The sequence below is a fragment of the Stenotrophomonas sp. GW821-FHT09E08 genome (genome assembly GCF_059416125.1).
This window is the reverse complement of sequence record NZ_JBWKOO010000002.1, coordinates 401,585-424,221: the sequence shown is the minus strand read 5'-3', so window position 1 is coordinate 424,221 and position 22,637 is coordinate 401,585. Positions and strand designations below refer to the sequence as shown.

Sequence of the window (22,637 nt, the reverse complement as noted above, 5' to 3'; positions counted from 1 at the left end):
CTGTTGCTGTTGCCTTGGCTGTTGTTTCTGAAGTTGCCGGCCAGCGGCCGGCACTACCGCGTTGCGGCCGGGGTCACCCGGGCCCCGCTACAATCGGTGCCATGCACGTTTACCTGCAACATCCCGACGCCGGTGCCCAGGCACCGCGCTTCCTGCGCCTGAGCCTGCAGACGGACCTGTTCGGCGGCTGGGAGCTGCTGCGCGAGAGCGGTCGCGTCGGTGGTCGCTCGCAGCTGCGGCGTGAGCTGTTCCTGCAGGCCGACGAAGCCCGCCATGCCTTCGAGAAGGCCCGCGATGCCGAACTGCATCGCGGCTTCCAGATTCTTCCGCACGGCGACTGACGCCGCTGCCAACTTTCGCCCAAGGAATGCTCATCGTGACCAGCCCTCTCCGCAACGATCGCCTGCTGCGCGCCCTGCGCCGCGAACCGGTGGACTGCACCCCCGTCTGGCTGATGCGCCAGGCCGGCCGCTACCTGCCGGAGTACCGCGCGACCCGGGCCAAGGCCGGCAGCTTCCTGGCCATGGCCAAGAACCCGGAGATCGCCTGCGAAGTGACCCTGCAGCCGCTGCGCCGCTTCCCGCTGGACGCTGCGATCCTGTTCTCGGACATCCTCACCATTCCCGATGCGATGGGCCTGGAGCTGTACTTCGTCGAAGGCGAAGGCCCGAAGTTCCGCCACCCGGTGCGTGATGAAGCGGCCATCGCCAAGCTGGCCGTGCCGGACATGGAACAGGACCTGGACTACGTGATGGACGCGGTGCGCCTGATCCGCCGCGAGCTGGATGGCCAGGTGCCGCTGATCGGTTTCTCCGGCAGCCCCTGGACGCTGGCCTGCTACATGGTGGAAGGCGGCGGCAGCAAGGACTTCGCGCGCATCAAGGCGATGGCACTGAACCATCCGCAGGCGCTGCACCGTCTGCTGGAAGTCACCACCGAGGCGGTCATCGCCTACCTCGGCGCGCAGCGCGCAGCCGGTGCGCAGGCGCTGCAGGTGTTCGACACCTGGGGTGGCGTGCTGTCGCCGTCGATGTACCGCGAGTTCTCGCTGCGCTACCTGCAGCGCATCGCCGAGGGCCTGGAGCGTGGCGAAGGCAGCGAGCGCACGCCGCTGATCCTGTTCGGCAAGGGCACCGGCCTGCACCTGGAGGCGCTGTCGCAGACCGGTGCCGATGCGCTGGGCCTGGACTGGACGCTGGACCTGGACGAGGCGATGCGCCGCACCGGTGGTCGCGTTGCCCTGCAGGGCAACCTCGACCCGACCACGTTGTACGCCTCGCCGGATGCGATCGCTGCCGCCGCCGCGCGCGTGCTCGACACCTATGCCGCCGGCAATGGCGGCTCGCGCGAGGGCCATGTCTTCAACCTCGGCCACGGCATGTCGCCGGACATGGACCCGGCGCACGTGCAGGTGCTGGTCGACGCGGTGCACGCGCACAGCCAGCGCTGAGCATTCGGCATGCTGTCACGGCGCGACCTTGATCGCGCCGTGACCCGCAGTGCGCGATCATGGCGTCCCCCACGTCGCACCGGCCACACCCCATGTCCACATCGCCATCGACCTACAACCGCCAGCGCCCCCTGCTCTGGCTGGTTTCGCTGGCGATCTTCATGCAGATGCTGGACTCGACCATCGTCAACACGGCCTTGCCGGCGATGGCGGCCAGCCTGGGCGAAAGCCCGCTGCAGATGCAGTCGGTGGTGTTCAGCTACGCGCTGGCGGTAGCCACCTTCATTCCCGCTTCCGGATGGATCGCCGACCGCTACGGCACCCGACGCACCTTCCTGGTGGCGATCATCCTGTTCACCCTCGGCTCGCTGGCCTGCGCGCTGGCCCAGCACCTGCACCAACTGGTCGGTGCGCGCGTGCTGCAGGGTATCGGCGGTGCGATGCTGCTGCCGGTCGGCCGCCTGGCAGTGATGCGTTCGGTACCACGCGAGGATTTCCTGCGCGCGATGAGCTTCATCGCCATCCCGGCCCTGGTCGGCCCGTTGATCGGCCCCACGTTGGGTGGCTGGCTGGTCGAGATCGCATCGTGGCACTGGGTGTTCCTGATCAACCTGCCGATTGGCGTGATCGGTTTCATCGCCGCGATGAAGATCATGCCCGACCACTACGCCAGCCATCGCACCCGTTTCGATCTGCGCGGTTACATCATGCTGGCCTTTGCGATGGTGGTGCTGTCGCTGGCGCTGGATGGCATCTCCGGGCTCGGTACGCCACACGCGCTGGTGATGCTGATGACCGTGGCCGGCCTGGCGGCGCTGGTGGGTTACTGGCTGCACGCCGCCAACTCCACCGCACCGTTGTTCTCGCTGGCACTGTTCCGCGTGCCCAGCTACCGCATCGGCATCCTTGGCAACCTGTTCTCGCGCATCGGCAGCAGCGCCATGCCGATGCTGATCCCGTTGCTGCTGCAGGTCGGCCTCGGCCTTGGCCCGATGAACGCTGGACTGATGATGGTGCCGGTGGCGGCGGCCGGCATGGTGTCGAAGAAGCTGGCGGTGAAGCTGGTCGAGCGCTATGGCTACCGCCGCGTGTTGATGGTCAACACCGTGCTGGTGGGCCTGGCCATGGCCAGCTTCATCCTGATGACACCGGGCCAGCACCTGGCCTGGCGCCTGCTGCAGCTGGCGTTCTTCGGTGCGGTCAATTCGCTGCAGTTCACCGTGATGAACACCGTGACCCTGCGTGATCTGGACCGCGAGTTCGCCAGTTCCGGCAACAGCCTGCTGTCGATGGTGATGATGCTCGCAGCCGGTTTCGGTGCCGCCGCCGCGGGCAGCCTGCTGGCCGCGTTCGGCAATCACCTGGACAGCGACAGTGCGACGTCGGCGCTGCACGCCACCTTCCTGTGCGTGGGTGCGATCACCCTGACCTCGACGATGATCTTCTGGCAGCTGCCCGACACCAAGCCCGAACCGCGGCAGGTCGAGCACGTCGCGGAGTGAGGGGTTCGGCAGGGCCTGCGGCCCTGCACCCGCAGAGGCCGAAGCAACAGCAACAGCGAGCATTCCGTGGGTTGGCGGGGTGGTGCGGGCTTGCAGGACACGCCGTAAACCCATCCATGGGGGCTCGATGGCGCCATCCATGGCGCCAACGGTCCTGCAAGCCCACACCGCCCCACCTCTGACAGGTTCACGCGGCTGTGGGTAACGGCGACTGTTGGAACACGCGGTTGTTGGTAGGTGTCGACCTTGGTCGACACATCTGTCAGATATCGAATTCCAGATTGGGGTCAGAGCCTGTTGCGCAGCAACCGGATCCACCCCGCCATCCCACGGAATGCAGGCTTTTGACGTTGACGTTGATTCTGCAGGTGCAGGGCTGCAAGCCCTGCAATAAACCCTACCTGCCCATGACCCGGGCGATCGCTTCCACCAGCAGTTCGCCGGTCACCGGCTTGCGCAGGAAGCCACCGATGCCGGCCGCTTCCACCTGCTGCTGCAGATCCGGGTCGGTACGCGCGGTCACCGCCAGCAGCGGCAGCATGTAGCCCTGGTTGCGCAGGTGCTGGGCCAGCTCGAAGCCACTCAGGCCCGGCAGGTCAAGGTCCAGCAGGCCGACGTCGAAGTCACCGGCGCTGATCTCGCGCAACGCCGCCAGCGCGTGGCCGGCATGTACCACGTCATGCCCACGCGCGCTCAACAGTCCGCGCACCACGTCAGCCACGGTGGCGTCGTCCTCCACCAGCAGCACCCGCAACGGTGGCATGTTCGCCGCCTCCTCACGGTGCGCTTCGCCAGCGGCTTCGGCGTCGGCGTCGACCACCAGCGGCAACGGCAAGGTCACGCCGAAACAGGTGCCCCGCCCCAGCTGACTCTCAACCTGGATCCGGCCCTGCATGGCCTGCGCCAGCTCGCGGCAGATCGCCAGGCCCAAGCCGCTGCCGCCGTACTGCGCGGCGGTGCGCGCCCCGTCGGCCTGCTCGAAGCGGCGGAACAGGCGTTGCTGTTGTTCCTGGCTGATGCCCGGACCGGTATCGCGCACCTCGAAGTGCAGCGCGCGCAGTTCGCCATCACTGCGCGCGTGCAGGGTGATGGTCCCGCGGCTGGTGAACTTCACCGCGTTCGACAGCAGGTTGAGCAGGATCTGGCGTACCCGCATCGCATCACCGGTCGCCTGCAGCCCCGGCGGCAACTGGTTGTCCAGGGTGAAACGCAGGCCCTTCTGCGCGGCCAGCGGTCCCATCAACGCGGCCAGGTCCTGCAGCAGGCGACTCAACGCGAACGGCTTGGACTGCAGTTCCAGCCTGCCCGATTCGATCCGCGCCAGGTCCAAGGCGTCATTGACCAGATGCAGCAGGTGTTCGCCGGCATGGCGGATCGACTGCGTATAGCCGCGCTGCTGCGGATCCAGCGGCGAGGCCAGCAGCAGTTCGCTCATGCCCAGCACACCGGTCATCGGCGTGCGGATCTCATGACCAAGGTTGGCCAGGAAACGGGTCTTGGCGGCGGAGGCCTGTTCGGCCAGCTCCTGCTTGTGCAGCGCCAGCTGGTAGGCATGGCGACGCTGCAGGCGGCGGCGATACAGCCAGGCGAACCAGCTGGTCAGCAGCAGTGCGATCGACGCCAGCACCAGCAACCCGGACAGGCTGCGCCACCATGGCGGCTGCACGCGGAATTCGAGGCTCTGCACGCGCGACCAGACATGGTCGGCCGAGCGCGCCTGCACTTCCAGGCGATAGCTGCCCGGCGGCAGCCGCGAGAACAGGCGCTCACCGGCCGGCCCCACTTCAACCCAGTCCGGGTCGTAGCCGGCCAGCCGGTAGCGATAGGTGTTGGAGGCCGAATCCGCAAACGACAGCAGGCGCGCGACGATGCGCAGGTCACGGTCGCCATCGGCAATCTGCAACGGCGTGTCATGGGTCAGGTCCAGCACCTGCTCGTTGCGGCGCACCTCGACACGCTCGATCACCAGCGGTGCACGCCGCACCGACGGCCGCACCTGTTCCGGGTCGAACACCACCACGCCGGCCGGCGTGCCCGCCACCAGGTGCCCGTCGCCCGAGGTCGTCAGTGTGTGCTCGCGGAACTCCTGGCTGGGCAGGCCGTCATGCACGCCATACAGACGCACGCTCTGGCCGTCGGCACCCACCCGCACCAGCCCGCGTGCGCTGGTCGCCCAGGCCACGCCCTGCGCGTCGACCACCAGGCCAGAGGCAGAGATTGCCGGATAGCCCTGCTCGGCACCGATCACGGCCTGCCGTTCCAGGCGCCCCTGGCTCCAGCGGTAACGCGACAGGCGCCCGTCTTCGGACAGCCAGACCTGGCCATCGCGGCCCACGTGCAGTGCGTGGATCGCCGTGGCAGGTGCACCGGGCACCGGCTGGAATCGTTCGCTCTCCGGCAACCACTGCAGCAGGCCACGGCTGCTGGCCAGCCAGATGTGATCCTGCGGGCCACATTCCACGTCAAGGTTGAGCTGGCCCTGCTGCAATCCACGCTGGCCATTGTCCAGCTGCCTGCGCAGGCGCCCATCCAGATCACGCTGCTGCAGGCCGGCCGGAAGCATCAGCCAGAGGCTGTCGCCATCGCAGGTCATCATCGATTCGATGACCCCTTCCATGGTCGCGTCGGCGCCAGCATCACGCCCCCACCGGCGCAGGTCGCGACGCTTGGGGTCGTAGCGCATCAGCGCGTCGGTCGAGCCGATCCAGACCTGGCCACGCCGGTCCTCGCGCACCGAGGTTAGCCAGTACATGCCATTGACCCAGGTGCGGTGCTGCTCGATCCTGCCGGTCTTCGGGTCGAAACGGTCCAGCGCGCCGTGGCTGCCCACCGTCCAGATACCGCCATTGCTGGAGGGACTGGTCCCGAGCACGAAAGCATTGCGCAGCGAACTGGCATCGTCCTCGAGCCGCGACAGCACCGAGAACTGCCACCAGCGCGGCAGCAGGTGCCACAGGCCTGCATTGGTGCTGGCCAGCCAGATGCCGCCTTCGCGGTCCTCGTAGGCGCCGGTCCAGTTCGGCCGTACCGGGCCGCGCGCAACCGCGCTGTACAGCGGAACGGTCTGGTACTGGCCGTCCACGGCCCGGCCCAGGCCACTGCGGGTATCCAGCCAATGCCCGCCCTGCTCGTCGCGCAACATCATGCCGAGCACCTGCTCGCCCTGCGGCAACTTCCACGGCAACGTTTCGAAACGACCATCGGGACGACGCACGGTGGCGCCGGCCATCGTGCTGATCCACAGGCTGCCGTCGGGCTCGCTGGTCAGGCCGTTGATCAGCAGGCTGGGAATCAGGTCGGCACCGATTCGTTCGAAATCGGTGCCGGTCCAGCGCGCCACGCCATGCTTGGTGCCAACCCACAGGCTGCCATCGGCCAGCGTGACCAGGTATGGCACCGACGCAGCTGGCAGGCTGCGCGGATTGTTCGCCTCCGGCAGGAAGCGCTGCAGGCGGTCCTGGCTGTCCAGGCGGTACAGGCCACCTTCGTGGGTACCGAACCAGATCGAACCGTCCGGCGTGGTTGCCAGGCTCCAGATGGTGTTGGTGCCCATCAGCGGCTGGCTGCTGCGGTCGTAGAAATGCAGTTGCCGACGGTCGGCCGACATCCGCACCAGGCCGGCGTTCTCGGTACCGATCCAGAGTTGGTTGCGTGCATCCACCAGCACCGTCCAGATGCGGTTGTCGCGCAGCCCGTCTTCCGAGCGCCAGATCCGGTAGTTGCGGCCGTCGTAGCGGGCCAGACCGTCATTGGTGGCGATCCACAGGTAGCCGTAGCGGTCCTCGGCCATGCGGTTGACGGTATTGGATGGCAGGCCATCGAACACCGTGACCTGGCGCGGGCTCGGCGGTACCGGCTGCGCCGCAGCAGGCGACAGGCAGCACAGCAGGACCAGCAGCAGCATCGCCGCCCGCAGATACACCACCGATTGCCTCCTCACGCTGCTTCTGATGGATTCCCGCGCTGCGGGCGTCGGCATGGTAAACCGAAAGTCACGTTGTTCACGTCTGGCACCGACGCTTTCAATGAGCAACTTGTCGTTTTGCGCGAGCCTGAACAATCGCAGTCACCAGCAGGTCGCCGGTTACCGGCTTGCGCAGGAAACCATCGAAACCGGCCGCCAGCACCTGGCTTTCGGCATAGGCGTCGGAGCGTGCGGTAACCGCCACCAGCGGTAGTTCATAGCCCATGGTGCGCAGCTGGCGGGCGATCGCGGTTCCATCCAGGGCAGGCAGGTCGAGGTCGAGCAGGCCGACATCGAAGCCATTGGTGGCGATCTCGGACAAGGCTCCCAGCCCGTGCAGCACATGTACCACCTCGTGGCCACGGCCACGCAGCAGGCCGGCGATGACCTCAGCCACGGTGGCATCGTCTTCGACCAGCAGGATGCGCAAGGGCGGCAGTACCGGCAGCGCCGGGGAGTCGCCCTGCGCGTTGGCCGCCTGCCGGGTCCACGGCAACGGCAGGCGCACCTGGAAGCGCGCGCCCTTGCCTGGCTGGCTGTCCACTTCGATGCGCCCGCCCATCGCCACCGCCAGTTCCTGGCAGATCGCCAGGCCCAGGCCGCTGCCACCATAGCGCGACGCCGTGCGCGGCCCCTCTGCCTGCTCGAAGCGATGGAACAAGCGCTCCTGCTGCTCGGCATTGATACCCGGACCACTGTCATGCACCTCGAAGCAGAGGCCAGCACCGTTGTCATCCAGCCGCACGGCCAGTCCAACATGGCCACGTTCGGTGAACTTGATCGCATTGCCCAGCAGGTTGAGCAGGATCTGGCGCACGCGCATCTCATCACCGCTGACGCTGATCGGCCCGGGCGGATCGTCGCCCCGCTGGAAGGCCAGCTGACGCTGCCGCGCCATCGGCTGCATCAGCGCCTGCACCTGGTCGAGCAGGCCGCCCAGGTCGAACGGACGCAGGTCCAGCTCCAGCCGCCCAGCCTCGATGCGGGCCAGGTCCAGTGCATCGTTGACCAGCCGCAACAGGTGGCTGCCCGCCTGCTGGATCGAGCCGGCGTAACTGCGCTGTACCGGATCCAGCGGCGTGGCCAGCAGCAGCTCGCTCATGCCCAGCACGCCTGTCATCGGCGTGCGCACTTCGTGGCCCAGCGTGGCCAGGAAACGGCTCTTGGCCTGCGACGCCTGCTCGGCCAGCTGCTGCTTGTGCACGGTCAGCTGCCACTGCTGGCGGCGACGCAGGCGCGCCCGGATCGACCACACCAGGGTCACCAGCAGCAACGAACCAAGCAGGATATAGCCGAAGATCGCCATGCCGCTGCGCCACCACGGCGGCAGCACCCTCACCTGCAGTCGCTGTGATGGTGTCCATGCGCCGCTGGCGGTCGCCGCCTGCACTTCGATGACATAGCTGCCGGTGGGCAACCGCGAGAGCGTGCGCTGGCCATCGCCGCCCTGCTCGACCCAGTTCTGGTCGTACCCTCGCACCCGGAAGCGATAGCGATTGCCCTGCGGGTTGGCGTAGGACAGCAGCCGCGCGTCGATCTGCAGATCACGATCATCCGGCCCCAGCAGCAGGGTGCCGGTGTTCGGCAGCGGCTGCCAGCCGCGGGCGTCATCACGGCGCACGCGTACCTCGGCAATCACCAACGACGAAGGCGGCAACACCGCGTCAACCGAGTTCACATCGAATGCGACCAGGCCGGTCTGGCTCACCGCCAGCACACGACCATCGGCATTCACCGCCGGTGGCCGGCTGGTGAACTCGGCATCGGACAGGCCATCGCGTTCGTTGAACTGCTGCAGCCGCCGCGCCTTGGGATCCCAGCGCAGCAGCCCACGCGGCGTGGTCGCCCACAGGCGACCGTCATCGGCCAGCGCCAGCCCGCCCATGCTGACCGCGGGCACACCGGCACCACCATCAACGCGCTGGATCAGGCGCAGGCTCATGCCATCCCACTGGTAGCGCTCGAGCGCGCCCTGCCGGGCCAGCCACAGCTGTTGCGGATCAATCCACACCAGGTCGTAGATGAGCCCACGCGAGACACCCGGCACTGCTTCGAATCGTCCCGCGTGCTCACGCCAGAGGCCCATGTCGCCCATCACCCAGGCCTGGCCATGGGCATCGAAACGGATCTGCTCGATCGGTGAATCGGCGGTGCCGCGGATGTCATCCAGCGGGAAACTACGCAGCAGCCGGCCCTGGGCGCTGCGCTGCTGCAGGCCCAGGTTCATCACCGACAGCCAGACCGTGCCATCCGGCGCCTGCCGCATCAGATCGATGCGCTGGCGCAGGTCGGCGCCGCCATCGATGCGCCAGTCGTGCAGGGCACGGCTGGCCGGATCGTACACGCTGATGCGGCCTGCACGTCCCAGCCACAGGCGCCCGTCCGGCCGCGGCAGCACCGACCACACCGCCCCGCTGCCGATCTCCCGATCGCTGGCCAGCAGGCGCAGCGTGCCCTGCGCATCCAATTGGTACACACCATGCGCCGAGCCGACGTAGTAGTTCCTGCCGTCGCTGGCGGCGCTCAGCAGATACTGGCTGTCCAGCGGTTTGCCATCGAGCTGGTTCCAGATCGAAAAGCGGCGCCAGTCCGGCGGCAGGTAGGCCAGACCCTGGGTCAACAGCGCCACCCACAGTCCCCCTTCATGGTCCTGCAGCAGATCAAGCACACCGCTTTGCGCGGTCAGGAAGCCGCTGCCACGGTCCCCCTCGAGCCGGCGCAGCGTGCCAGCATCGCCGCGCAGCAGGCCATCGGACGTACCGGCCCAGTAGCCGCCCTGGCGATCGGCCAGCACCAGTGCCGAACGCAGGCTGGCGCTGTCGGCCCAGCGCGGACGACTGACCCGGTCCTGCGTATCGATGCGGTACAGGCCCTCGTTCTGGCTGCCGATCCAGATCGAGCCATCAGGATCCCGGCTCAGCCGCAGCACGCTCAGCTTACCCAGCTCGCGTGGGGCCACCGCCTCGAAGCTGCTGCCGTTCCAGCGCGCCAGCCCCGCTTCGGTGCCGATCCACAGACGGCCCTTTGCATCGACCAGGCTGCTGAAGATGGTGTTGCTGGGCAGTCCACCGGGATGCGCCGGATCATGCTGGAAGAAGCGCAGGCTGCCGTCCTCGCCGAAACGGCAGACACCATGGCCGCTGGTGCCGATCCAGAGGGCATCCTCTGCATAGGCCAGGGTCCAGAACTGGCTCATGCACGGGCCATTGACCGTATCGAAGGTTTTGAAGCGCTCGCGATCGGCATCCAGGCGGGCCACGCCCTTGCCGTTGATACCCACCCATACGCGATCCAGCGGATCGACCAGCAGGGTCTCGATCTCGTTGCCGGGCAGCGAGCCCGGCTGATCCGGATCGTGCTCCCAGACCCTCAGGCCGCCCCCGTCGTAGCGCACCAGGCCGCCGTCGGTAGCCGCCCAGATATGCCCCTGGCGATCCTCTGCCAGGGCCAGCACCATGCGCGACGGCAAGCCTTCGGCGGCACCAAAGCGGCGCAGGCGTGGTGTTTCCGCCATGTCCAAGGTGGCAGCTGCCACGGCAAACGCCATCAGCAGCAGCCCCATACCCGCGATGCCTTGGCACCACAGGCGCCAGCCGCTCGTCATCCTGAACCCCCTGTCCTGTCCCGATTGTCACACAGGGGCAGGTCCATCGCTGCAACAGCCTGTTTCCAGAGGCAATACCACCACGAACTGTTGCAGCCGTGCACGCAACGTTGGCAGGGGGCTATGCGTATGATCGCAGCGTCCCCCCTTCCGGAACCCGCCATCGATGCGTCCCTGCCTGGCCCTGCTGCCGATGATGCTCGCCACAGCGCCCGCTTGGGCGGACGCAGACACCTATCGCCTCGACCCAGTACATACGCGGGTGCTGTTCGCCATCGACCATGCCGGCTACTCGCAGGCGATGGGGACGGTGTCCGGCAGTGAGGGCCGCCTGCAGTTCGATCCCGACAAATGGCGCGAGGCTACGCTCGACGTCGAAGTCCCCGTGTCGCGATTGGACCTTGGCGATGCCAAGTGGAACCAGGCCACGCTGGCCCGCAGCCTGCTCGATGGCGAGCGCTTCCCGAGCGCGCGCTTCGTCTCCACCCGGGTTGAACCGATCGATGCCAGGCGTGCCCACGTGATCGGCACCCTGACCCTGCGCGGGGTCAGCCAGGAGGTCACGCTGGACGTGACCCTCAACGCCATCAAGCGCTACCCGCTACCCCCGTTCCGACGCACCGCCGGTTTTTCCGCCAGCACCACACTGAGCCGGCGTGCGTTCGGCATCACCGCCTGGCCGGGCGTCATCGGTGATGCAGTACAGCTGAGGATCGAGGCTGAAGCCACCCTCGACCGCAGCGACGCCCCGGGAACTCCCGCTCCCGTTCCGCACTCCGATCCCAAGACGGCCCGCTAGAGGACCCTTCATGACCGCCAAGAACACCCCCGCCGCCTGGGGGAGTGTCAGCCAGATCCTGCATTGGTTGATCGCACTGCTGATCCTCGCCCTGGGCGTGGTCGGCCTGACCATGGGCGAACTGCCCAAGACCCCCAAGTACTTCTGGGTCTACACCGCGCACAAGTCGATCGGCATCACCGTATTGGCGCTGGTGCTGTTCCGCCTCGGCTGGCGTGTGTATGCCGGTGCGCCCAAGCCGGTGCCGGGCGTGCCCAGCTGGCAGGAACGCATCGCCAGCGCCACCCACGTGCTGCTCTACGTGCTGATGTTCGCCATCCCGCTGTCGGGCTGGCTGTACGACTCGGCCAGTGGCCTGCGTCCGTTCCGCTGGTTCGGCCTGGTGGATGTGCCGAAGCTGAGCGGCCCGGACCCGCAGGTCGTGGCGGTGTCCCATGCCATCCACGAATACGGCTTCTGGCTGTTGATCGCGGTGGTGCTGGCCCATGCCGGCGCTGCCTTCTACCACCACCTGTTCCAGCGCGATGCGACGTTGTCCCGCATGTTGCCGCGCGGCTGGCTCGCCTCCCCTCAGAAGGACTGATCGATGAACCTGAAACTGACCACTCCGGCCGCCGTGGCCGCCGCCCTGGCCGGCATGCTGGCCACCGCCCCGGTGCTCGCCGCCGACTACGCGCAGGCGCCCGGCGCCGGCTCGATCCTGGTGTTCGCCACCAAGTACGACGGTGAAGTGTTCACCGGCAGCTTCCCGGGCTTCGCCACCAAGCTCAGCTTCGACCCGGCCAATCCGGCCGCCGGTTCGCTGGACGTGGTGATCCCGCTGGCCGGCGCCAAGAGTGGCAACAGTGATCGCGACTCGACCCTGCAGACCGCGGACTTCTTCAACGTCGGCAAGTTCGCCACTGCGCGCTACACCGCCAAGGGCTTCCGCGCGGTGGGCAACGACCAGTTCGCTGCCGACGGCACGCTGGAATTGCGCGGCGTCAGCAAGCCGGTCACCCTTACCTTCACCTGGAAGCCGGGCACCCAGCCGGTGCTGACCGGCAAGGCCACGGTCAAGCGCCTCGACTTCGGCGTTGGCGGCGGCGACTGGGCCGACACCAAGACCATTCCGGACGAAACCGCGATCAGCACGATCGTGAAGTTCGACGCGAAATGAGTAACGGCCGGGGCACCGCCCCGGCCATCATCTCCGGTAGTGGCGGGCGCGGGGCGGCCACCCCCCCCGGGGCCCGCCACTACCGATCGACAGCCAGCCAGGCCTGAACCGTGGCCGCATCGAACGGCCAGTCCAGCTCGCGCCCGCCGCGCTCGTCGCGCAGCACAGGCACCCGCGCGCCGTAGCGCGCTTCCAGCGCCGGCTGGTCATCCAGGAACACCGATTCGAACTCCGGCGCCCTGGCCTTGGCCAGCTCGGCCAGTGCCATGTCGCACAGGTGGCAGTCGTCACGCTGGAACAGAGTCAACACCGGATGGGTCTCCTTGGCGGAAATGCTGCGCCGCAGCCATGGAAGTGCGGCGTGAACCGCTAGAATAGCGGTCTCTTCCGGTACCCGCAGTACGGCAACCATGGCTGTCAGCACGTTCGACGTTTTCAAGATCGGCATTGGCCCGAGCTCCTCGCACACCGTCGGGCCGATGAAGGCCGCCGAGCGATTCATCCATCGTTGGCTGCTGGACCCGGGCCGCCTGCACGAGGTCGCGCGGATCCGCGCCGATGTCTACGGCTCGCTGGCGCTGACCGGCCGCGGCCACGGCACCGACAAGGCGATCCTGCTCGGCCTGGAAGGCCAGCGGCCGAACCTGATCGATCCGGACATCATTCCGGCCACGCTGGAGCGCATCCGCAGCAGCAAGCGCATCCAGCTGATGGGCCAGCACGAGATCGCCTTCGACGAGAAGCGCGACCTCGGCATGAACAAGCGCCAGAAGCTGCCCTACCACACCAACGGCATGCGCTTCACCGCGTACAACGCCGACGACGAAGTGCTCGCCACCCGCGATTACTACTCGGTCGGTGGCGGCTTCGTGGTCAACCAGGACGACGCGGCCGATGACCGCATCGTGCCCGACGAGACCCCGCTGCCCTACCCGTTCAAGAGCGGCGACGAGCTGCTGGCGCAGACCGCGCGCAGTGGCCTGAGCATCGCCCAGCTGATGTTCGAGAACGAGAAGTGCTGGCGCAGCGAAGACGAGATCCGCGCCAACCTGCGCGAGATCTGGAGCGCGATGCAGTCGTGCGTGAGCCGCGGGATCCGTGAAGAAGGCGTGCTGCCGGGCGGCTTGAAGGTGGGCCGTCGTGCACCGGCGCTGTACCGCGAGCTGTCGTCGAAGCCTGAAGCGGCGATGCGCGATCCGCTGACCACGCTGGACTGGGTCAATCTGTACGCGCTGGCGGTGAACGAGGAAAACGCGGCCGGTGGCCGAGTGGTGACCGCGCCGACCAACGGTGCGGCCGGCGTGCTGCCCGCCGTGCTGCATTACTTCGACCGTTTCTGCCCGGGTGCGAACGAGCAGCGCGTGTTCGACTTCCTGCTGACCTCGGCGGCGATCGGCATCCTGTACAAGGAAAACGCCTCGATCTCCGGCGCCGAAGTGGGCTGCCAGGGCGAAGTGGGCGTGGCCTGTTCGATGGCGGCGGGCGGTCTGGTTGCCGCACTGGGTGGCAACCCCAGCCAGATCGAGAACGCCGCGGAAATCGGCATGGAGCACAACCTCGGCCTGACCTGCGACCCGATCGGCGGCCTAGTGCAGATTCCGTGCATCGAGCGCAACGCGATGGGTGCGGTGAAGGCGATCAATGCCTCGCGCATGGCAATGCGTGGCGATGGCAAGCACAAGGTGTCGCTGGACAAGGTGATCAAGACCATGCGCGATACCGGCCGCGACATGCAGGACAAGTACAAGGAAACCAGCCGCGGTGGTCTGGCGGTGAACGTCATCGAGTGCTGAACGCCCGGGGTAGAGTCGACCGTTGGTCGACTATCGCGCGCAGCGCGGGCTTTTCGCTGGTTGTCGGGAAGGCAGTCGACTAACAGTCGACTCTACCCGGTCGCCTATAACCGGTCGAATCTGCCCTGCCGGACGACACCGTCACCGCGTTCCGGTTAGGCTCGGGGCTCCCTCGCCCCGGATTGCCCCATGCGCGTAACCGCCGCCGCACTGCTTGCCTGCCTGCCGCTATCCGTCGCTGCCGCACCGACCTATGGTCCGCGGCTGGAGGGTTTCGACTACGGCTATCCAGTCAAGACGTTCGCGCTGGAATCACAGCGGCAGCCCGTGGAGATGGCCTATCTGGATGTCCTTCCCAAGCGCCGCGCCATCGGTGTGGTGGTACTGCTGCACGGCAAGAATTTCTGCGCAGCCACCTGGCAGCAGACCATCGCGCCGCTGCTGAACGCCGGTTACCGGGTCATCGCGCCCGACCAGGTGGGCTTCTGCAAGTCCAGCAAGCCCGAGCGCTACCAGTACTCGTTCGCGCAGCTGGCGGCCAACACCCATGCGCTGCTGCAGCAGTTGCAACTGGAGGACATGCCGGTGCATCTGGTCGGCCATTCGATGGGCGGCATGCTGGCGGTGCGCTATGCGCTGATGTACCCGCAGGACCTGCGCAGTCTGTCACTGGTCAACCCGATCGGACTGGAAGACTGGAAGGCGCTGGGCGTGCCATGGCGCAGCGTGGATACGTGGTACGCCGGCGAAATGAAAACCAGCTACGACAGTATCCGCCGCTACCAGCTGGACGTGTACTACGACGGCCAATGGAAGCCGGCCTATGAAACCTGGGCGAGGATGCAGTCGGGCATGTACGAAGGCCCGGGCAGGCAGGCCGTCGCGTGGAGCCAGGCCCTGGCCTCGGACATGGTGTTCAACCAGCCGGTGGTCTACGAGCTGAAGAACCTGCAGGTGCCGACCACTCTGTTCATCGGCCAGAAGGACCGCACGGCGATCGGCCGTGACCTGGCGCCGCCGGAACTGAAGACGACGCTGGGCAACTATCCGGTGCTGGGCAAGACGGCGGCCGAGGCGATTCCGGGCGCGACGCTGGTCGAGTTCTCCGAGCTTGGGCATTCACCGCAGGTGCAGGACCCGAAGCAGTTCAATGCGGCGTTGCTGAAGGCGTTGGAGTCGCGTTGAGATTGCGGGTCCGCCGGGCATGGCCCGGCGCTACCTGCGAGCGGAGTTGGTAACGCCGGGCCATGCCCGACGAGCGCAGCAACAGGGACGTCAACCCACGATCCGCAGCACGTCATCCAGCAGCGCGGCCGCAGTGACTTCCGCGCCCGCGCCCGGCCCCTGGATCAACAACGGCTGGCGCTGATAGCGATCGCTGTGGATCGCTACCCGGTTGTCGGTGCCCGCACCCTGTGCCAGCGGATGATCGGCCGGCAGCTCGCGCAGGCCCACCTGGGCACCATTGCCGTCAACCCGGCCGACAAACCGCAGCACGCGTCCGTTGTCGCGTGCCTGCTGCCAGCGCGCCTGCAGCGGCGCATCCAGCTGTTCCAGCGCAGCCACCGCATCATCCAGCGGCAACGCTGCCAGTGTTTCCGGCACCAGCGAATCCACCTGCACCTGCGAAGCATCCAGCGCCAGCCCGCTGCTGCGGGCCAGGATCAGCAGCTTGCGGCGCACATCCTCGCCGGACAGGTCCAGGCGTGGGTCGGGTTCGGTGTAGCCCGCCGCCAGCGCTTCGCGCACCGCCGCCGAGAACGGCGCTTGGCCGTCATAGCGATGGAACAGCCAAGCCAGCGAACCGGACAGCACGCCCTCGATGGCATGAATGTGGTCACCACCGGCCACCAGCGCGCGCAGGCTGCTGAGCAACGGCAGGCCCGCGCCCACCGTGGCGCTGTCGCCGTAGCGCGCACCGCTGTCGGCACAGCTATCGGCAATGGCCTGTGCGCGTGCCAGCTGCGCGCCACGGCCCAGCTTGTTGGCAGTCACCACGTGCACACCGCGCGCCAACCACTGCACGTGGCGCGCGGCGACGTCTTCACTGGCGGTGGCATCGACCACCACGTCGCCACGCTCCAGCCCTTCGGCACTGGCCCATGGCGGCGAGCTCTGGCCATCACGCGGCGCACGCCGCGCCAGTTCCAGCGGCAGCGCCAGATCACGGTCGATCGCCAGCGCGGTGCGCGAATTGGCCAGCCACTGCACGCTGGGCAGCTCAAGCCCGCGCGCCTGCAATGCCTGGTAGCGCTGCACGAAGGCCGAACCAACCGTGCCAGTGCCGAGCAGTGCCAGGCGTCCCGCGCCCAGCGCAGGAATGTCAGCGGCGAGTGCGCTCATGCATCCACCACCTGTTTGCGGCGTGCAGCCGCGTCGATCACCGCCTCGGCACGCTGCAGAGCAGCGCTCAGATCGGCCAGCAGGTCGCGTTCTGCTTCGATACCGACTGACAGCCGCAGCAGGCCTTCGCTGATGCCGGCCGCCGCACGCGCTTCGGCGGTCATCGCCGCATGGGTCATGGTCGCCGGGTGCGCGATCAGGCTTTCGACACCGCCCAGCGATTCGGCCAGGGTGAAGCAACGCAGGCCGTCAACGAAGGCGCGCACAGCGGCATGCGGATCGTCACCGGCACAGTCTGCCAGTTCGAACGAAAGCATCGCGCCGAAACCAGTCTGCTGGCGCGCGGCAATGGCATGGCCCGGATGATCTGCCAGGCCCGGGTAGTAGACCGCGCCGACCGCAGGATGCTGATCCAGCAGGGCCACGATCGAGGCGGTGTTCTCCTGGTGCACGCGCAGGCGCGCATCCAGCGTGCGCAGGCCACGCAGGGTCAGGAAAGCATCGAACGGCGAACCGGTCAGGCCCAGCGCATTGCCCCACCACACCAGCTGCTCATGCAGTGCCGGATCACGCGCGATCACCGCACCGCCGACCACGTCACTGTGGCCGTTGATGTACTTGGTGGTCGAATGCAGCACCAGGTCCGCGCCGAACGACAGCGGTTGTTGCAGCGCCGGCGACAGGAAGGTGTTGTCGACCACTACCAGCGCACCAGCCTTGTGTGCCGCCTCGATGACGAAGCGCAGGTCGGTGATGCGCAGCAGCGGGTTGGACGGCGTTTCCACCAGCACCAGCTTCGGCTGGGTGGCCAACGCCTGCGCCAGCGCGCGCGGATCGGTCAGGTCAGCGGTGACCAGTTCGAAGTGGCCCTTCTTCGCCAGCGCATTGAACAGGCGCCAGCTGCCACCGTACGCATCGTGCGGCACCACCAGGGTATCGCCCGGCTGCAGCAGCGCGTTCAACACCAGGTTGATCGCGCCCATGCCGGTGGCAGTGATGACGCCACCGGCGCCGCCCTCCAGTTCCGCAAGCGCCTCACCCAGCAGGTCGCGGGTCGGGTTGCCACTGCGCGTGTAGTCGTACTGGCGCTTGTTGCCGAAACCTTCAAAGCTGAAATTCGATGACAGCACGATCGGCGGCGTGACCGCGCCATGCGCAGTATCCCGATCGATGCCCGCACGGACGGCGGCAGTGGTGCGACTACAGGACGGCTCGTTTGCGTACAGGCTCATGCGGACTCTCCAGAAGTGCGGAAGGCGGTGGCGAGGATCGCGTCGATGCGATCGGTTTCTTTGAGGAAGGCGTCGTGGCCATAGGGCGAGCGCAATACGCGCAGGCTGCCGCGTGGGCCCAGTCCTTCGACCAGGCCGACCAGGTCGGCAAGCGGCACCAGGCGGTCGCCCTCCACGGCCACCACCACGGTCGGCGGCAGAATCGCGGTGGGGTCGACGCGATGCAGGTCGATCGATTCGGACAGGCGCAGGTAGGCGGTCACCGGCGTGCGCGCGACGTACTGCGCACCAGCGGCATCGAGATAGTCCTCGGCGGCAACACGCACGCGGCCATTGATCACTTCCGGTGCTGCGTCGAAGCGCTCGCCGAATTCTTCCGGCGTGCGGTAGCTGAGCATGGCGAACTGCCGCGCCAAGGCCAGGCCGTGGTCTTCACCGCACTGCAGCTGGCCAAGGGCAACCGCACGACGCTGCAGTGCGCGCCAGGCGGCGGCATAGGGATGCGGGCGATGTGCGCCGCTGGCCAGCACCAGTTGGCGCACACGGGCACGATGGCGGATCGCGAACTGCTGGCCGACCAGCGCGCCATAGGAATAGCCGACGAACGCCTTCAGCGCACGGATGCCGAGATGGTCCAGCAGCAGCGCCAGTGCATCAGCCTGGTCGGCGGTATCGATCGGCACGTCCAGCGCGCCGTCGGCACCGATGAAATCGAAGGCCAGTACACGCAGCTGCTGCGGATCCAGCGCGCGCCCGCTGCCGACCAGATCTTCGGCCCAGCCCTTCTCGCTGAACTGTGCATTGGACGCCACGTGGCGATGGGCGGAAATGCCGCCTGCCAGCACCACCACCGGTGCGTTGGCCGGGCCGACCCACTCGTAGCGCAGGCGCACCGGGCTGGGGCCGGCGTGACGCATCGACAGCACCGCGGCGAACTCACCGCGCTCGGCATGCACACGGTCTTCGACCGGCACGCTGACGGGGACAAAGGGTTCGGGGCGAATGGCGGTACTGGCGGCGAAGCTCATGGCGGGATCCGGTTGGGGAATCGGCCATCGAGCCTTCGCGGGGCCCGCGTTCGAGATGCACGTGCGGTGCATGGTTCGAACCATCTTCCGGTGGACACCACGGTCCCCGCAGGATTTGGCACCTACGCAGTCGCTTGCGCGCCTGCGGGCTGCCCCGGCTTCAAAGGGCCTGTCCCTCTGCCGGTCTCGATGGTGGAGCTACGATGCCAGCCTCTTTCGGGACTGTCAATCCCTTCATGCGGATAGAGCGATAAATGTTTTCAGCCCAGCTGTGCGAAGGCGGTCGCGGTCGTCCCGTTCAGGATCGGCTACAGTCCCGGCGGTCCCTACCCGCTGGAACCGCTGATGCCGCGCCTGCCCCTGACTTGCCTGTTGTTGTCCCTGCTGGCGAGCGCGACGGTAAGCGCCGGCGACTGGCGCCAGGGTTGGGGACTGGTGCCCAAGCCCGCCCCGGTCGCTCCGCCCCCCCGTGGCGAGACCGCCCAGAGCGCCGCGCCGATGGCCCAGCTGCGCCTGCAGCCGATCGGCCAGCAGTGGCAAGCCCGGATCGACAACGCCCTGGCCGGGCCACTACAGATCGAGCTGCGCGCCGCGCCCGGACACCCTGTCGAGGGCCTGCCGGTACAGTCGCTTATCCAGGGCGACAGCAGCCTGGTGGTCGGCCACCTGCCCGCGCCGGTCAACGGCCGCACACTGGACCTGCGCCTGCAGTCGGTGCCGGGCAACCCGGCCGCACAGGCCGAGGACGTGGCCTATCGCCTGCCCTTCGATGACGCCCGCCCGCGCGTGGACCAGGCACCACAGGGCCGTTTCAGCCACGATGACGAGGAAAACCGTGACGCGGTCGACTTCGCACTGCCCGAGGCAACATTGGTGCTGGCCGCGCGCGAGGGCACGGTGATGCAGATCCAGGATGGCTTCCAGGGCAACGGCCAGGACCGCGAACGCGATGGTGCACGCGCCAACTTCATCCGCGTGCTGCACAGCGACGGCAGCATGGCGCTGTACGGCCACCTGCAGGCCGGTGGCATGCGTGTGCGTCGCGGCCAGGCAGTGCAGGCCGGGCAACCGATCGGCCTGTCCGGCAACAGCGGCTACAGCAGCGCCCCGCACCTGCACTTCGTGGTGCAGGTCAACCGCGGCATGGGCCTGCGCTCGGTGCCGGCGCGGATCTTCGCCGAGCAGGGCCAGCTGCAGTTCGCCCGCGAGGGCGAGGCCGACGGCGGCACCGGGCGCTGACCGGCCCCGGCCGGTATAATCGGGCGCTTATCTCTTTGAAAAGCGCCCCGGGCGGGCGCCACTGCCATGTCCGAAGTCGCCAACGAAGCGTCGCGTCGCCGCACCTTCGCCATCATTTCCCATCCTGACGCCGGCAAGACCACGCTGACCGAAAAGCTGCTGCTGTTCGGAGGCGCGATCCAGATGGCCGGTTCGGTCAAGGGCCGCAAGGCCGCCCGCCATGCCACCTCCGACTGGATGGCACTGGAGAAAGAGCGCGGCATCTCCGTCACCTCCTCGGTGATGCAGTTCCCGTATGAAGGCAAGATCGTCAACCTGCTCGACACCCCCGGCCACGCCGACTTCGGCGAGGACACCTACCGCGTGCTGACCGCGGTGGACTCGGCGCTGATGGTGATCGACGTGGCCAAGGGCGTGGAAGAGCGCACCATCAAGCTGATGGAAGTGTGCCGCCTGCGCGACACCCCGATCATGACCTTCATCAACAAGCTCGACCGCGAGGGCAAGGACCCGATCGAGCTGCTGGATGAAGTAGAGACCGTACTCGGCATCCAGTGCGCACCGGTGACCTGGCCGATCGGCATGGGCCAGCGCCTGAAGGGCGTGGTGCACCTGCTGACCGGCGAGGTGCATCTGTACGAACCGGGCCGCAACTTCACCCGCCAGGACTCCACCATCTTCCCGTCCATCGATGCGCCCGGCCTGGCCGAGAAGATCGGTACACAGATGCTGGCCGAGCTGCGCGACGAGCTTGACCTGGTGCAGGGCGCCAGCCATCCGTTCGACCTCGACGCTTACCGTGCCGGCAAGCAGACCCCGGTGTTTTTCGGCTCGGGCGTGAACAACTTCGGCGTGCAGCCGCTGCTGGACTTCTTCGTCGAGCATGCACCACCGCCGCAGGCGCGCACCACCACCGGCCGGGTGATCGCCCCGGAAGAGAACAAGCTGACCGGCTTCGTGTTCAAGATCCAGGCCAACATGGACCCGCAGCACCGTGACCGCGTGGCGTTCATGCGCATCTGCTCGGGCCGTTTCAGCGCCGGCATGAAGACCTTCCACGTGCGCACCGGCAAGGACATGAAGCTGGCCAACGCGCTGACCTTCATGGCCAGCGACCGCGAGATCGCCGCCGAGGCGTGGCCGGGCGATGTGATCGGCATCCACAACCACGGCACCATCTCGATCGGCGACACCTTCACCGAAGGCGAAGCGGTCACCTTCACCGGCATCCCCAACTTCGCCCCGGAACTGTTCCGCCGCGCCCGCCTGCGTGATCCGCTCAAGCTCAAGCAGCTGCAGAAGGGCCTGGCCCAGCTGTCCGAGGAAGGCGCGACCCAGTTCTTCCGCCCGTTGACCAGCAACGACCTGATCCTGGGTGCGGTGGGTGTGCTGCAGTTCGACGTGGCCGCCTACCGCCTGAAGGACGAATATGGCGTGGAAGCCACCTTCGAGCAGGTCAGCGTCAGCACCGCACGCTGGGTCCACTGCAGCAACGAAAAGAAGCTGGAAGAGTTCCGCGAGAAGAACGCGTTGAACCTGGCACTGGATGCAGCCGGCCATCTGGTCTACCTGGCACCAACCCGGGTCAATCTGCAGCTGGCCCAGGAGCGCTCGTCCGACGTGCGCTTCTCGGCCACCCGTGAAGCGGCGCATACCGTTTCGGTAGGCTGAGCCGTGGGGTCGGATCCCTTTCCGCCAGGAAAGGGCTCTGACCCCGGCAGTCGCGGGCGGTTCATCCACGCAACACAGGGATTCCAACACAGGGATTCACCGACCATACGGTGACGGGCGTGCACGCGCCGGCCATCGCGGCGATGATAGGGGGACGCGGGTCCCCCTCCCCGCGACCGATGCCCATGCCCATGTCCACGACGTCCATTGCTTCGATCCGTGAAGAAATCGCCAGCGCCTTGACCCACGGGTTGGGTGCGGTATTCGCCCTGGCCGCCAGTGCGGTGTTGATCACCCTGGCCGCGATCTACGGTGACGGCTGGCAGCTGGCCAGTGCGATCGTGTTCGGTATCGCCCTGTTGCTGCTGTATACCGCCTCCACGCTGTACCACGCCATCCAGCATCCGGTTGCCAAGGGTCGCCTGAAGGTCTTCGACCATTGCGCGATCTACGTGCTGATCGCCGGCACCTATACGCCATTCACCCTGATCGGCCTGCGCGGCCCCTGGGGCTGGGGCCTGTTCACCGCGATCTGGGCGCTGGCGCTGGGCGGCGTGGTTTTCAAACTGTTCTACACCGGCCGTTTCAAGGTGCTCTCAACCGTGATCTATATCGCCATGGGCTGGTTGGTGGTGGTGGCGATCAAGCCGATGTGGGCCTCCATCGATGGCGGCACCCTGGCCTGGCTGTTCGGTGGCGGCCTGTCGTACACGCTGGGCACGTATTTCTACCACCGCGAGTCGATCCCCTATTCGCACGCGATCTGGCACCTGTTCGTGATCGGCGGCAGCGTCTGCCACTTCGTCGCAGTCACCATGCAGGTGCTGTAAGCGCACACGCGCGCGGCTTGTGC

17 protein-coding genes and 1 riboswitch are annotated in these 22,637 nt (G+C 67.3%); of the genes, 11 read left to right on the top strand and 6 right to left on the bottom strand.

Annotated features, from left to right (window positions below; all coding sequences use genetic code 11):
• Positions 1-101: 101 nt before the first annotated feature.
• The 3 genes from AC07M7_RS04350 (at position 102) to mdtD (ending at position 2,952) form a co-directional block, all read left to right on the top strand.
• Entirely contained in the window at positions 102-341 is a 240-nt protein-coding gene (locus AC07M7_RS04350) for a WGR domain-containing protein (protein WP_046985073.1), read from the top strand.
• 26 nt (positions 342-367) lie between these two features.
• Positions 368-1,450 (top strand): uroporphyrinogen decarboxylase, encoded by a 1,083-nt coding sequence (gene hemE / locus AC07M7_RS04345; protein WP_495206816.1) that lies wholly within the window; start codon positions 368-370, stop codon positions 1,448-1,450.
• 92 nt (positions 1,451-1,542) lie between these two features.
• Positions 1,543-2,952 (top strand): multidrug transporter subunit MdtD, encoded by a 1,410-nt coding sequence (gene mdtD / locus AC07M7_RS04340; RefSeq protein WP_482998697.1) that lies wholly within the window; start codon positions 1,543-1,545, stop codon positions 2,950-2,952.
• A 397-nt stretch (positions 2,953-3,349) separates the two neighbouring features.
• Here mdtD and AC07M7_RS04335 read toward each other — a convergent pair whose 3' ends face one another.
• Together AC07M7_RS04335 and AC07M7_RS04330 are read right to left on the bottom strand one after the other, a co-directional pair.
• Complete coding sequence (locus AC07M7_RS04335; protein ID WP_495206815.1) at positions 3,350-6,877, bottom strand: hybrid sensor histidine kinase/response regulator; 3,528 nt, start codon at positions 6,875-6,877, stop codon at positions 3,350-3,352.
• 97 nt (positions 6,878-6,974) lie between these two features.
• Positions 6,975-10,520, bottom strand: a complete 3,546-nt coding sequence (locus AC07M7_RS04330) for a hybrid sensor histidine kinase/response regulator (protein WP_495206814.1) — start codon at positions 10,518-10,520, stop codon at positions 6,975-6,977.
• Positions 10,521-10,686: 166 nt separating this feature from the next.
• On the opposite strand from AC07M7_RS04330, the gene AC07M7_RS04325 reads away from it, so the two are divergent.
• Genes AC07M7_RS04325 through AC07M7_RS04315 form a run of 3 tightly spaced genes read left to right on the top strand, consistent with a single transcriptional unit; the run spans position 10,687 to position 12,478 of the window.
• Entirely contained in the window at positions 10,687-11,319 is a 633-nt protein-coding gene (locus AC07M7_RS04325) for a YceI family protein (RefSeq protein ID WP_253078141.1), read from the top strand.
• Positions 11,320-11,329: 10 nt separating this feature from the next.
• Positions 11,330-11,902 carry a cytochrome b gene (locus AC07M7_RS04320; RefSeq protein ID WP_006384699.1) on the top strand — a complete coding sequence of 191 codons (573 nt, stop codon included), beginning with the start codon at positions 11,330-11,332 and terminating at the stop codon, positions 11,900-11,902.
• A gap of 3 nt (positions 11,903-11,905) precedes the next feature.
• Positions 11,906-12,478 (top strand): YceI family protein, encoded by a 573-nt coding sequence (locus AC07M7_RS04315; protein ID WP_006384701.1) that lies wholly within the window; start codon positions 11,906-11,908, stop codon positions 12,476-12,478.
• A gap of 79 nt (positions 12,479-12,557) precedes the next feature.
• Here the strand turns inward: AC07M7_RS04315 and AC07M7_RS04310 are convergent, their stop codons facing one another.
• Positions 12,558-12,788: a glutaredoxin family protein gene (locus AC07M7_RS04310; RefSeq protein WP_136639085.1), complete on the bottom strand. Its 231-nt coding sequence runs from the start codon at positions 12,786-12,788 to the stop codon at positions 12,558-12,560.
• A 100-nt stretch (positions 12,789-12,888) separates the two neighbouring features.
• Between AC07M7_RS04310 and AC07M7_RS04305 the strand changes: the two genes are divergently transcribed.
• Positions 12,889-14,271 (top strand): L-serine ammonia-lyase, encoded by a 1,383-nt coding sequence (locus tag AC07M7_RS04305; protein ID WP_006384709.1) that lies wholly within the window; start codon positions 12,889-12,891, stop codon positions 14,269-14,271.
• Between the two features lie 189 nt (positions 14,272-14,460).
• Positions 14,461-15,456 (top strand): alpha/beta fold hydrolase, encoded by a 996-nt coding sequence (locus AC07M7_RS04300; RefSeq protein WP_495206813.1) that lies wholly within the window; start codon positions 14,461-14,463, stop codon positions 15,454-15,456.
• A gap of 90 nt (positions 15,457-15,546) precedes the next feature.
• On the opposite strand, the gene AC07M7_RS04295 is transcribed toward AC07M7_RS04300, so the two are convergent.
• The 3 genes from AC07M7_RS04295 to metX are packed head-to-tail and all read right to left on the bottom strand — an operon-like array spanning position 15,547 to position 18,874.
• Complete coding sequence (locus AC07M7_RS04295) at positions 15,547-16,614, bottom strand: homoserine dehydrogenase family protein (protein WP_495206812.1); 1,068 nt, start codon at positions 16,612-16,614, stop codon at positions 15,547-15,549.
• Positions 16,611-17,846 carry an O-succinylhomoserine (thiol)-lyase gene (locus AC07M7_RS04290; RefSeq protein ID WP_495206811.1) on the bottom strand — a complete coding sequence of 412 codons (1,236 nt, stop codon included), beginning with the start codon at positions 17,844-17,846 and terminating at the stop codon, positions 16,611-16,613. The genes AC07M7_RS04295 and AC07M7_RS04290 overlap by 4 nt, the downstream gene beginning before the upstream one ends.
• Positions 17,843-18,874, bottom strand: a complete 1,032-nt coding sequence (metX, locus tag AC07M7_RS04285; protein ID WP_100473625.1) for a homoserine O-succinyltransferase MetX — start codon at positions 18,872-18,874, stop codon at positions 17,843-17,845. The genes AC07M7_RS04290 and metX overlap by 4 nt, the downstream gene beginning before the upstream one ends.
• A 77-nt stretch (positions 18,875-18,951) precedes the next feature.
• Positions 18,952-19,070, bottom strand: a riboswitch (SAM riboswitch).
• Between the two features lie 149 nt (positions 19,071-19,219).
• Here metX and AC07M7_RS04280 point away from each other — a divergent pair.
• From AC07M7_RS04280 to trhA, 3 genes are all read left to right on the top strand, one after another.
• Positions 19,220-20,113, top strand: coding sequence for a M23 family metallopeptidase (locus AC07M7_RS04280; RefSeq protein WP_495206810.1), 894 nt, complete (start codon positions 19,220-19,222; stop codon positions 20,111-20,113).
• A 66-nt stretch (positions 20,114-20,179) separates the two neighbouring features.
• Positions 20,180-21,784, top strand: coding sequence for a peptide chain release factor 3 (locus AC07M7_RS04275; protein WP_495206809.1), 1,605 nt, complete (start codon positions 20,180-20,182; stop codon positions 21,782-21,784).
• Positions 21,785-21,975: 191 nt separating this feature from the next.
• Entirely contained in the window at positions 21,976-22,614 is a 639-nt protein-coding gene (trhA, locus tag AC07M7_RS04270) for a PAQR family membrane homeostasis protein TrhA (RefSeq protein ID WP_032972214.1), read from the top strand.
• Positions 22,615-22,637: the final 23 nt, after the last annotated feature.